Source organism: Cohnella sp. WQ 127256, from assembly GCF_024519285.1.
GTDB lineage: Bacteria > Bacillota > Bacilli > Paenibacillales > Paenibacillaceae > Cohnella.
On sequence record NZ_JAMZCY010000002.1, the window covers coordinates 229,392 to 241,947 of the forward strand.

The window sequence follows — 12,556 nt, forward strand, 5'->3', positions numbered from 1 at the left end:
TAATAGGCGGAAGGGACTTGATCATGAGAGATCCGACAATCGATGCAGCCAGGGAGTTTGACATGATGTTTGAATTGCAGGGTTATCGAACGATAGAGATGCTCGGAAGCCAAAGGGATATCAGCTTATATCGGTTGCAACGTTACGAGGATCGGCTGAGTGTCATTGCCATGACGACGCGTGATGGGTATCCGGACGAGAAACAGGTTTCGGCCTTTCATCATCAGTACGATATGCTTCGTAAGCTGGACGGCAAGGGAGCGCTGGAAGCGTATAGCTTGGAGACCGAATCAGATCGTCCGGTCTTGCTTCTTCAAGATATCGGGGGGAACACACTCGATCAAATCATACGTTTGCGTGGAGACGATGCGGGGTTATCCGATCTTCTTCGCGTTGCAATAGCCGTTGCTGATAGTCTGATGCAGATTCACCGTGAGAAGGTTACGCTCCATGAAATTACACCTAGTCATATTCTAGTCAATCCAGAAACCTGCGAAGCTAAATTCGTCGATATTCGGTTATGCTCGGATGGCTCAGATAAGAGTCCACTTTCTTCGTTAACGGACCGTCCGGACTTCGTTCTGCCCTATATCTCGCCCGAGCAGACAGGCAGAACCGGGGGGACGCCGGACTATCGTTCGGATTTCTATTCGCTAGGCGTCACCTTATATGAATGGTTGTCCGGCAGCTTGCCGTTCGAGATAAAAGACGTGATGAACATCGTCTACCATCATCTTGCGATTGTACCTCAACCGCTTCACAATAAGCATGCCTCTATTCCTAGGACAGTATCCGACATTATCGGCAAATGTATGGAGAAGAGCCCCAATACTAGATATGAGAGCGCCTACGGGCTCAAGTCGGACCTGGACACCTGTCTGGCCATGCTGGAGAGAACGGGGAGGGTAGAATCGTTCCCACTGGCCGAGCGGGACATTCCGAATCAACTGACCATTCCGTCGTGGATCTACGGTCGAAGCTCCGAGCAAGCGTGCCTTCTCAATGCGCTGAAACGCGCGGCAGAAGAAACGGTAGAGTTGGTCGAGGTAAGCGGAGGAGGGGGAATCGGAAAAACCTTCTTCGTCATGGAAACCCTTCGCAAAGCGGTGCCTAAGGAAGGGTTGTTTGCCAAGGGGAAATTCGATCCTCATCGTGCTCCCCCCCCTTACGACGTATGGATTCAGGCGATCGGTGAATTGGTTGGTCAACTATTGACGGAGAGCACGTTACAGATCGAAGTATGGAAGCTACGTATTCTGGACGCTTTAGAAGGCTATGCGCAAATCCTGGTCGAACGGGTTCCTAAGCTGGAATTGTTGATCGGACCACAGCCGTTTATACAGCCGTTACCACCGCTTGAGGCTCAACGTCGCTTCCATCTCATTCTGAATCGGTTTTTCCAGCTGTTCGCGTTCCGGGATAGACCACTTGTCCTGTTTCTTGACGATCTTCAATGGGCGGACGAAGCCTCGCTTCAATACTTGGCTCATTTGTTGGAAGATTGGGAGACGAAACATCTTCTTGTCGTTGCGGCTTATCGGGAAGAGGAATTTAGGGTGCCACATACACTAAGTCACATGGAGACTCGATTGGCGAAGCGAGGCGCGACGATGAGCCGCATTCATCTGAACCCGCTCCTATCCGCGGATCTGAAGCATATGCTGAGCGATACCATGCGCGATATCGAAGTGGATACCGATGATCTGGTCTCAGTTCTGCTACAGAAAACGGATGGAAATCCTCTGTTTCTCAAGCAAATCCTTCAAGATTTGTTCGAGGCAAAATTGATAAAATTCGATGAATATAGCGGACGATGGCTATGGAGCTTATTGCACATATCCGAGACTAACGTTGCTGATAATACCGCTGCTTACATATCGGTAAAGCTTAAGCATCTGCCTTCTTCCACCGCACGTGTGCTGAGTCGAGCCGCATTTTTAGGAAGCCCATTTGCATTAGAGAGCCTGCTCCCTTTTGTTGAATACTCCGCTGACGAATTATCGGGCATTTTGGATTATGTCGTACGCGAAGGATACCTGCAAGTATTCAGTGAGGTAGACAAGCAGTACAAGTTTCAGCACGATCGGATTCAGCAAGCAGCTTACGCGTTGCTCGATGATTACGATCGCTCCGACCTGCATCTGCGAATAGGGATGTCGCTGGCGCAGCGTATGAGAATGCTTGGAGACGTCAACGAGTTTGAAGTCGTCAACCATCTGAACCGGGCATTGAATCATTTTGAGCGTCCGGAACAAAAGCTGGAATTGGCTGACTTAAATTTGCAAGCGGGATTGAAAGCCAAGCAATCTACCGCATACGAGACCGCTCTGGTATACATGCGTCACGCCATGGAACTGCTGGTGGATGTCGATTGGGATAAAAACTACACGCTCGCTTTTCGCGTTTTTCGGGAGCGGGCGGAACTCGAATTTCTATGCTCAAATTTCGACGGGGCGAACGAGATGTTCCAGTTGCTGCTGACGAAAGCGACCTCCAATATGGACAAAGCGCTTGTCTACAACATCATGATTCGATTGGAATCCAGCAAGGACAATTACGCGGAGGTCATCTCCTTGGGACTTCAAACGTTGGCTTTGTTTAATATCAGGCTCCATCGCCAGTCGATTCAACTGCTGCGCCAAGGGCTTCGGTTGAACCGCAAGCTTCGCAAGCATACGATCGAATCGATTACCTGCTTGCCCCCCATGACCAACGAAGTTAGCAAGATTACGATATCAACTTTAGTTCACACGAGCAATGCATTGTTCTTCATGGATAAGAAGGGGTGGCTAGCGGCGACATTCATGATGGTCGAGATGACGTTGGATGAAGGGATGTCGCCCGAGGCATCGATTGGTTTTGTCGGATATGCCATGTACCAATGCTTTTCCTTCCATCGCCTTGAAGAAGCATTCAAATGGGGCATGCTGGCTTATGAATTATCCAGGCCGTACCCGATTTTGCACGTTAAGACGCTTACCGCGTTCTCTCTTTGTCACGACAGCTGGCGCAAATATAAGCCGGAGCTACTTGATACGTTCAGCGAACATGCCGGCAAAGTCGGGCTGGAGTCGGGAGATCTGTGGCAAGGGAATCAGAGCGTGTTGATCAGTTGCGGGTTGATGTTTCAGTTCGGGTATCCGATTAGGGAAGTTTATGATCGGATGCTTGCGTCTTCCGGAGCGTTTCGCCGCCATAACAACGAGCTTCTATGGAAGCAGGCGACTATTCTGGTTGCAACGTTTGAGCGACTTACGGGATTTCGTGCAACCGGAGATCCATACCCGGTCGATGAAGTAGGCAAGCCCGGCTATAGCGAATCGGTTCATGGCGATAACCCCCAATTGATCGAGGAACTGGTCTGTGGGTATCACTATATTCCGGATTATATCTTTGGCCGTTATCAAGAGGCGAACGAGTGGTTGAAGAAGTCAGCAGCGATACTCGCATCGCGCCCACCCGACATTGTCAATACTCATCAATTCACATACGAGGCGCTTGTCTGGGCACAGCTATTCGAGGAGCTTCCTACGAAGGAACAACGGGCATGCTGGTCTGGCATGCGCGAACGTCTGAAGAGATTACACGTGTTTGCTAAGCGTTGTCCTGAAAGCTATTGGCATAATTATTTGCTAATCAAAGCCGAAATGGCCCGGCTGAAGGGGAAAAGCCGACAAGCCGAACAATTATACGCTGAATCGATTGAGTGGGCTAGAACCTACGGCCAAATCCATAGTGTAGCCATAGCTGCGGAATGCTGTGGTAAATATGGACTTCGTCAAGGTAAACTGCATTTGGCGAAAATTTATTTAACGGAAGCGTATGAATCATATCTTCAATGGGGGGCAACCGTGAAAGCGGCCGATATGGAGCAACAATACGGCCATCTTCTGAACATCAAGCGGGAGTCGGGGATAGAACGCATTGATTATTTGTCCGTGGCTCAATCCGCGCAAGTATTGTCCGGCGAAATGGAAATGGGTAATTTGCTGGACACGATGATGCGTACGATGCTTCAGAATGCCGGGGCGGATTTCGGAGCGCTCTTATTCGAGCAGGATGGAGGATGGACGGTCGAAGTGTTCGGGACGGCAGAAGAGCTTAATATCGGGTCCATTCCGATCGAGTCCATCCCGATTGAAGAGTTTGACCTAATGCCCGCAGCCATTGTTGGATACTCAATCAGAACGAGAGAGGAAGTCGTTCTGCACGATGCAGCCAAAGAAGGGATGTTTACCCGTAATCCGTACGTGAGGAACAATGGGGTGAAATCCATCCTTTGCCTACCGATCATGCATCAGAATAAGTTGATTTGTGTGCTCTACTTAGAGAATAAGCTATCGCCTAACCTATTCACTTCGGAACGGCTGGACGTCTTGAAGCTGCTCGCAGCGCAATCCGCCATCTCTATCGCGAATGCCAAGCTGTTCACGGGCATTCAAGAGCTGAAGAATAGCTTGGAAGACCAGGTGGAGGAGCGGACGCGCAGCCTGGAGCGCTCGATGCTTGAGACATCCGCTGCGCTGGCCGAAGTGTCCGTCTATGAGGAACGAAACCGTATTGCTCAGGAAATTCACGATATCGTCGGACATACGCTTACCTCGACGGTTATCCAGATTGAAGCGGGCAAACGACTGATGAGTAAGGATGCCGGGGAAGCCACGCAACGGTTAAAGGAAGCGCAAGATCTCGTCCGCCATGGCTTGAACGAGATCCGGGGCTCCGTTCATATGTTGAAGGAAGACAGGTACTCCGATCTTGCTACGATGCTGAATCAATTAATGAGAGATACTGAGCGTAATACGGGAGTGGTCATCTCATCGGAGCTGGAGGAGCTAATCGAACTGCCGACAACTCACAAGAAGACGATCTATCATGCGTTGCAGGAAGGCTTGACGAATGGGATTAGGCATGGTGGAAGCGCGGAATTCCGATTCAGCCTGCATAGCGTCGATTCGAATGTGTGTTTCAGGCTTGAGGATTTCGGGAAGGGTTCAGAAATGATCAAGATGGGCTTTGGCTTGAGAGCGATGAATGATCGTGTGGAGCAATTGGGCGGAACACTCGCGATCGACTCCCGGCAAGATCAAGGTTGCTTATTAAAGATCGATTTACCCTATCCATCACGGAAGATTGGGGATATGAAATGAAGAAAATCAAGCTTGTCATTGCCGACGATCAGATGCTAACGCGGGAAGGACTTCGGACGATACTGGATTTGGAAGACGACATGGAGGTCGTCGGATTGGCCAAGAACGGCGAGGAAGCTTGCATCTTAACAGAGGAGCTTCAGCCGACTCTAGCATTGCTAGATATACAGATGCCGGTAATGGACGGCATTGCCGCGCTTAAACGGATCAAGTCGAGCTGTCCTGACACGCTCGTCTTGATTCTAACGACCTTTATCGATACGGATTACATCGTCGAAGCGATGGCTAACGGAGCCAACGGCTACATGCTGAAAGACATGGACGGGGACAAAATGATCGCCTCGATCCGCGATACGGCTGTCGGTCAGTTCGTTCTTCCGGCTGCCGTCGCGGCCAAGCTGGCAGTGAGAATGAACCAGATCGCTGGGGTTCATGATCATGGGCATAAAAAATCAAGCCTCGATGGGATCAAGCTGACAGAAAGAGAAGAGGAGCTGGCCAAGCTCATTATCAGAGGGTTGAACAACCGCGAGATTGCGGAGTCTCTGAATGTTGCTGAGGGTACAGCACGTAACTATATCAGTACTCTTTACAGTAAGCTCGAAGTCGTCGATCGTGCGCAGGCGATGATCCGTCTACAGACCTTGCTTTAATATCATTGATTACTCATAGCTCCATTATAGTAGAAGCACAGCATCGCCAAACGTATCGGCGGGGTGTGCTTTCTTTGTGTTTACAGGACGGAATGAACTTTTAACTTACCAGAAAAGTCTAAATGATATACGCATTCCAATACTTTACAGCGGATAGAAAGGAGAACCGTCTATGAAATTGAACAGGAAGGTTATGATTACTGCATGTGCGGCGTTTATGTTTTTATCGGGATCGGTTATCGCCACTGCTCCTGCAACCCGAATTTTTATTAATCATGTAGAATTTTCTAGTAGTACCTTCAAGTTGAATGTGGATAAGGGAACAACGATGGTATCCTTGAGATCCATAGTGGAACAGCTCCGTGGAAAAGTGAGCTATAAGGATAATAGTATCTATGTGACTATGCCGGAATCCTCTACTCTATCCATGCAAGTAAATAGCTTGGAAAATGCACTAAGGTCTGGATCGCCTGAAGAAGCCATTCAAACATGGATTAAGGGAGTGCAAAGAAGAAGTGGTGCGATGCAGTACGCAGTCTTATCGCCAGATCTCCGTGAAAGCACTAAACAGGAATTCGAAGGAAATTTTTGGGTAACCGGTGGTTCTAGCCCGCGCATGGGTAACGTCGAGCAGTTCAATACCAAGAAAATAACGCCAGATCAAGTTCTAATCTCATTTGATTATCCGCTTGTGGTAATGACTGAAACGATTGGAACAGGGCATGCCTCTATTACGGTGAACAAGATAAAACGGGAATCGAACGATTACTGGGCCATTTCGGATATTATTCTGAAGGACCCTGAGGATACTGGAATAATGATTGGAGCAAATGATCCGAGTCAATTATCCTAAATATTTCGTTCGGATCATTTGCATATGGTGTGTTTCGTGACCAGCGATGAAGAACGCGGCTGCGCGAGCGCTGAGGGGATATTCATTGAATTCACCTTGACGAAGAAGGGCATCCTCCGTTAGGCTGTCGACGAGTGTGATCGTAGATTTCCGGACGGCAGAGTAATCCGCAATCACATACGAAGCAGGGAGGAGTTCGAAGGGTGAGTTGTCGGTGAAGACGTCCCGGTTATATCCGGATAGGACTTGGGAGTCGCCGCGTGCGATCCGTAGTATCCGGTAATTCCAGAGCCGTTCGACATCCGCAATATGTCCAACAACTTGCTTGATGCTCCATTTTCCTTCGGCATATCGGTAGGAGGCCTGTTCCTCTGACAAACTCTTCAGAACAGCCAACGTGTCATCATGCTGCTGCATCATAATCTCGACCAAGTTCCCTTCTGGAACCAAGCTCAAATATTTTTCAATCAATGGAATATACTCGTGGGATTCAGGTCTTGCTATCATCGAAAGCCCTCCTTTGTTAATCATCACTCTTTTACAGTATCATACTATGAGAAATTGTAGATTTGCACAATATCCTTAATCATCCTTAAGTGAGTAAAGTACAAATAGGGTTATCTCTCAGGTTCAGCTTGAACCATCGGAGATATCCCTATTTGCGCTAGCTAGTCAACGCATTAACTTACATTCTAATTATTCGTTTTCAGAGGAACGATTGGAAGATTGATTTTGTTCAAAAACCTCAGCGGCTTCCTCAGCGGAAAACTCCGTGTCATCCTGTCCCGGGACAGGCAATTTGTTTAAAGGAGTTGTTTGTACTTCTGCTTTAGTCTGTTCATTCTGATTATGGGTCACAGTGGGACCTCCCTTCATTTGCTGCATTTTATGCATACGAGGTTAGGTTTCCACATTAGGAATATTTTATTCCAGAATAACAGAGGATAAGGGACGGAGTAAGAGCATCAACTGATTCAATAAGCGTTTAAAGGCAGGAACTCAAATGAATAATCAGAAATCCTTACATAACAGCCAAAAAACAGATTCCAAGGAGCGCTTTACTTCAAAGGGCTTTATTTTGTCGGCTATAGGTAGCTCGGTCGGGCTTGGCAACATGTGGAAGTTCCCCTATGTGACAGGTAAATTTGGCGGTGCAGCCTTTTTCCTGCTGTTTATTATTTGTTTGATTATTGTGGGCTTACCGATTTTACTTGCAGAAATGACGATTGGTCGCGGGGGGAGAGGGAATGCTTCTGTATCCTTCTTCAACCTGTCGGGAGGGAGTAAGTATTGGGGAGCTTTCGGATTACTATCGATCCTTACTGCCTTCATGATCATGTCCTACTACTCCGTTGTTGCGGGCTGGACGCTTCATTATACGGTACAGTCGTTTACTGGCCTTTTGTTCGAAGAAGGTTCGAGCTATAAAGAGAAGTTCGAGTCGTTCACATCGGGCTACTGGCCTGTTTTGTGGCAGGGCATTATGATGCTCTTTACCGGTGGGGTTATTGTTAAAGGGATATCCGGTGGTATCGAGAAATTCAATAAAATATTAATTCCTGGATTTCTCATCATTTTGCTTGTGCTCATGTTTCGTTCGCTCACGCTTCCAGGGGCGGCAGAAGGGGCATCCTTCTTCTTGAAGCCTGATTTTTCCAAGCTGAATGCAGAGTCTGCGCTTGTTGCTTTAGGACATTCCTTCTTTTCTTTGTCTCTTGGGATGGGGTGCATGTTAACGTATGGCTCTTATGTAAAACAGACGCAATCGCTAGGCAAGGCAACGCTAGCCATTGGCTTCGGTGATCTGTTGTATGCGCTCATTGCGGGCTTGGTCATTTTTCCTACGGTATTCTCCTACGGACTTGAACCTGGTGAAGGTGTAGGCTTGGCTTTCATGGCACTGCCTGCGGCATTCTCGCAAATGTCTTTTGGATTTTTCTTTGGGGGGTTATTCTTTCTGCTGCTAGCGATTGCGGCATTCACCTCAGCACTTTCGATCTTGGAGGTTCCGGTTTCTTATGCGATGCATAAATGGCAATGGAGCCGCAAAAAATCCGCGATTCTCGTATCTATATTATGCTTTCTAGTCGGTATCCCCTCAGCGCTTTCTGTGGGAGGTGTTCTAGGGGACTTCGCGCCAGGAGGTAAAACGATTTTTGATTGGATGGACTTCATTACCTCGTATGTTCTAATGCCCTTCGGTGGATTACTTGTGACTTTGTTTACGGGTTATGTGTGGAAGAAGGCCGGAGATGAGGCGGGGTTGAAGGGCTTCTCGTATAAAGCATGGATATTCTTATTAAGAGTAGTGGCTCCAATTCTCATCGTATGCGTGTTCTTGTACTCGGTAGGATTAATTCAGTTTACTTAGACCTGCAGTAAATTAGTATATTCGACAAAGCGTTCGACTAAAAGAACGTTTTTTTGTATTTGTGCGCAACTTTTTTTCCATAGAGGGGGTCTAATCCTTATAGGTAACATCTACTAACTAGACAAAGAAGGTAAATAACTTGAAAAAATGGATAATGATTTTATTAGTAGCCATCATGCTCGTTCCTACTACAGCTCTCCCAGCTTCGGCTGCATCAACAACTACAACAGCAAAAGCTGATCAAGATGTCTTGGTCCTTACACGCAACTCGAACAAAGTTACGCTAAACGGGAAAGCAGGCAAATTAGCTCAACCTCTTGCTGAGAAGAAGGGTGTCACCTATGTGCCAGCAAGATCCTTGGCGGATCAAATCTATGCAAAAGTAAGCTATGACGCCAAGAAGAAAGAGTATACGATTAAGAATGAAGTCACAGACATCCGTCTAACTGTTGGTCGTAAGAACTATTCCGTTAATGGTACGGTTTATCAAGGGAATGCCGCTTATGTAGAGAAGGGGACATTAATGGTTCCTTTACAGCTCTACGTAATGAATTTTGGACTTAAAATGGATACGAATAGTAAAGCTAAGACGATCACTTTGATGTGGAATGTATTACCCGTAGCCAAGTTTGCTGTAACCCCAACTGAGGTTTATGCTCAGCAGACTCCAGTTAGCTACAAGAGTATGGCTTACCATCCCAAAGGTCTGTCTATCGTAGATGAGCGTTGGGAAGGTAACCTAGAAATATTTGATCAAGCGGGTGAAGCTAAGATCACACATTGGGTGCAAGATGCGAAAGGTGTCTGGAGCGAACCTTATACCGTTTCCATAACAGTAAGACCTCCTAACCAACCGCCAGTTGCTAATTTTGTAACAGATAAGACCTCTTATAAAATTGGTGAATGGATTAATTACAGCGATCTAAGTACGGATGATGAGAACCGGATTACAAATGTAAGCTGGGTTAACCGCGAGGACGGCTTTTTCCAAGCAGGGGAGCAGACGGTTTCGATTATCGTAACAGACGCTCATGGAGAAGTTAGCGAGTACAGCCAGAAGATTATGATTGAAGATGTCGTACTCCACACGAAAGAGCAATTCCCGATTGTGTATAGTAACGTTGGAGATAAAATTGAGATGAACGGGAAAGCTGTCGTGGATTTACCTACAATTCCGTATACGGTCAATTCTTATCATCAAACGCTAATGCGCAGTAACAGTCCTGAATTAATTAAGGAAGATGGTATTTACTATACGGATACCGCAACTGATAAAGTACGCTTTCTCGTTCATAATGAGAACAGTACAACGGTAGCTAAGCGAGTATACGTAATCGCAACGAATAATAATGCGGAAGCTGCTGAAGTTTATGTGGACAATGTTGGAGTGGGTGGACCTAGTCTCTATGTGTCTAGTACGGGTAAGCAGGCTGTCGGCAAATTCCTTGAATCCCGTCAGACGATGAAGCCTTCTGTGAAGATTGATATTCCTGCAGGTGAGAGTCGTATGCTGTTTCCTGAACAGAGCGCAAATCCACTTAATCCTGGGTATGTCCTGACTCTGTATGGAGATGTTCATACGGATTCCATGATTCAATTTAGTGTTGTAGTTGTCGGTGCGGATGAAGATGTGATTAAGCGACTACCCGAATTACCGTTGTTGAATCGGGATGGCAAGCACATTCGGGGTACGTTCGAAATGGCTAATCGCAGCATCGTAGTCAACAAACCTATCGGTGAAATCAAAGAACGGATGATTGTGGCTGACAAGGTTGTTGATTCTCGACTATCCGGTACGGATATGACGAATGGTGATACCATGTCGAACGATGGAAATAATGGAGCACTTTACATGATGACGTTCACCAATGTCCTGCCGAATACAGCAATTCTCATCAATCCACGCGGTGGACACTATTCCGGTGCATTTAACGTCAATGGGCAAATCGTATATACGACGGCAAAAAGCATACTAAAAAATGCCAACGAAAGTGCCATTCTATACAAAACCGGAGATGTGGCGGAGAATGTATCGATCGTATTCACCCCGGCATCGGGCAGTAATCTGCCGATCAATCTGTTATTTATTCCTCTTGCCGGTGAACAGCCGGTTAAAGCTGAGGGTGAACAGCCGATTAAAATTGGAGAATAGGCAAGCTTCTCGGATTCGAATTGTTCTCTGGAAAGGTTTTTTAGCTAGTAGAAGATATCCCTTTTTGGTATGCTATTAAGGGATTCCTGATGTCCTGGGAGTTGTGAGAAGAGAGGGTGTTACCTTTTGATTGGAAAAGTGACTGCCAAGCTGCTTGTGAAGCTGCTGGTTATTGGTTTATTACTTCAATCTGTAAACTTCAGCACGGTAGAGGCGGCATCTTCGAAGAAGCTGATGAAGATAGAATGGATGGGACAAACGTCTGTTAAGCAGCAAGAGGTCTTATTCACTAATAATACCTACTACGCCTCAGCTGAACTATTGAAGCAATGGGGATTGGGCGTATCCTTTAGTAACAAGAAGATCACCTTAAGACAAAGTAAAAGTGCAGAGAAATTGACATTCAATCCTGTCTATTATGACAATAAAGTCATCGTCCTTATGTATCACAACATTACAGAGGGGCCGGAAAGACAGAGCGAGCTACCGGTTGCCATGTTCCGTAAGCAAATGGCGGCACTAGCGGATAACGGCTTTCATGTCATTAGTATGGATGAGTATGTTGGTTTTATGCTGGAAGGTAAAGCGATACCGTCCAACGCTGTATTGATTACGTTTGATGATGGGTACGAAACCTTCTATAAATACGCGTATCCAATTCTTAAAGAGTACAAATTTCCAGCGACTAACTTCGTCATTGTGAAATGGGTCGACGAGCCTTTCGGAAGACCGAAGATGTCGTGGGATCAAATGCGTGAAATGCAAAAGGACGGTATGAGCTTCTATAGTCATACCTATGAAAGTCACGTGTATAAGCCTGTCGATGGTAAAGGGAAAGAAAAGCCAGCATTAGCGAACCGACTGTATAATAAGAAAACGAAAACAATCGAAACCTTGTCCGAGTATCGTGCTCGCGTGAAGAGCGACTTAGAGAATGCAGAGCGTCGACTAAAGGCAGAGCTCGGTAATAAGCTGGGAATTATCGCATTTCCTTATGGTGCATACAACGATGACGTCCTAAAGCTGTGCAAAGAGGCTGGCATTAAACTGATGTTCACAATCAAGCCGGGAATTAACACCCAGAAGAACATCAATGCCTTCCGGATTAATGCCGGTGATAAGAATAACGATGGTAAAGTTATGGTAGCTAAGATGAAGAATGGGATGACTCAGCGGGTTGAACCATCGATCAAGGTTATTTTTGAGAATCGACAAATTAACTTCCCAAGCCAGCAGCCGATCATCCTTGGCAATCGTGTGTGGTTTCCACTTAAGGAAACGGCAACGATGTTTGGATTGACCTACACGTTGGATGAGGAAAATAGGACGTTGAAGTTTAACAAGTAAGCTGGGTAATTGATACGGATAGGATAACAA

Annotated in this window: 8 protein-coding genes; 6 read left to right on the plus strand and 2 right to left on the minus strand. The window is 46.6% G+C overall.

The window, feature by feature from the left end:
* The first annotated feature begins 23 nt into the window (after positions 1-23).
* The 3 genes from M1K58_RS09180 (at position 24) to M1K58_RS09190 (ending at position 6,656) form a co-directional block, all read left to right on the plus strand.
* A complete protein-coding gene (locus M1K58_RS09180) occupies positions 24-5,150 on the plus strand; it encodes an AAA family ATPase (RefSeq protein WP_256758482.1) in 5,127 nt (1,708 codons plus the stop codon).
* Positions 5,147-5,803, plus strand: a complete 657-nt coding sequence (locus M1K58_RS09185) for a response regulator (protein ID WP_256758483.1) — start codon at positions 5,147-5,149, stop codon at positions 5,801-5,803. Before M1K58_RS09180 ends, M1K58_RS09185 begins: the two co-directional genes overlap by 4 nt.
* A gap of 172 nt (positions 5,804-5,975) precedes the next feature.
* On the plus strand, positions 5,976-6,656 hold the full coding sequence (locus M1K58_RS09190; RefSeq protein ID WP_256758484.1) for a hypothetical protein: 681 nt from the start codon (positions 5,976-5,978) through the stop codon (positions 6,654-6,656).
* Here M1K58_RS09190 and M1K58_RS09195 read toward each other — a convergent pair.
* Entirely contained in the window at positions 6,648-7,163 is a 516-nt protein-coding gene (locus M1K58_RS09195) for a DinB family protein (RefSeq protein WP_256758485.1), read from the minus strand. The two genes, M1K58_RS09190 and M1K58_RS09195, sit on opposite strands and share 9 nt — an antisense overlap.
* A gap of 189 nt (positions 7,164-7,352) precedes the next feature.
* On the minus strand, positions 7,353-7,514 hold the full coding sequence (locus M1K58_RS09200; protein ID WP_256758487.1) for a hypothetical protein: 162 nt from the start codon (positions 7,512-7,514) through the stop codon (positions 7,353-7,355).
* A 145-nt stretch (positions 7,515-7,659) separates the two neighbouring features.
* Here M1K58_RS09200 and M1K58_RS09205 point away from each other — a divergent pair, with 145 nt between their 5' ends.
* From M1K58_RS09205 to M1K58_RS09215, 3 genes are all read left to right on the plus strand, one after another.
* Positions 7,660-9,027 carry a sodium-dependent transporter gene (locus tag M1K58_RS09205; protein WP_256758488.1) on the plus strand — a complete coding sequence of 456 codons (1,368 nt, stop codon included), beginning with the start codon at positions 7,660-7,662 and terminating at the stop codon, positions 9,025-9,027.
* A gap of 139 nt (positions 9,028-9,166) precedes the next feature.
* On the plus strand, positions 9,167-11,179 hold the full coding sequence (locus M1K58_RS09210; RefSeq protein ID WP_256758489.1) for a copper amine oxidase N-terminal domain-containing protein: 2,013 nt from the start codon (positions 9,167-9,169) through the stop codon (positions 11,177-11,179).
* Positions 11,180-11,305: 126 nt separating this feature from the next.
* Positions 11,306-12,526 carry a polysaccharide deacetylase family protein gene (locus M1K58_RS09215; protein WP_256758490.1) on the plus strand — a complete coding sequence of 407 codons (1,221 nt, stop codon included), beginning with the start codon at positions 11,306-11,308 and terminating at the stop codon, positions 12,524-12,526.
* Positions 12,527-12,556 lie beyond the last annotated feature (30 nt).

Coding starts and splice junctions, on each gene's coding strand:
- M1K58_RS09195 (WP_256758485.1), bottom strand. CDS start 7,163: ATGATAGCAAGACCTGAATCCCACGAGTATATTCCATTGATTGAAAAA.
- M1K58_RS09180 (WP_256758482.1), top strand. CDS start 24: ATGAGAGATCCGACAATCGATGCAGCCAGGGAGTTTGACATGATGTTT.
- M1K58_RS09205 (WP_256758488.1), top strand. CDS start 7,660: ATGAATAATCAGAAATCCTTACATAACAGCCAAAAAACAGATTCCAAG.
- M1K58_RS09185 (WP_256758483.1), top strand. CDS start 5,147: ATGAAGAAAATCAAGCTTGTCATTGCCGACGATCAGATGCTAACGCGG.
- M1K58_RS09190 (WP_256758484.1), top strand. CDS start 5,976: ATGAAATTGAACAGGAAGGTTATGATTACTGCATGTGCGGCGTTTATG.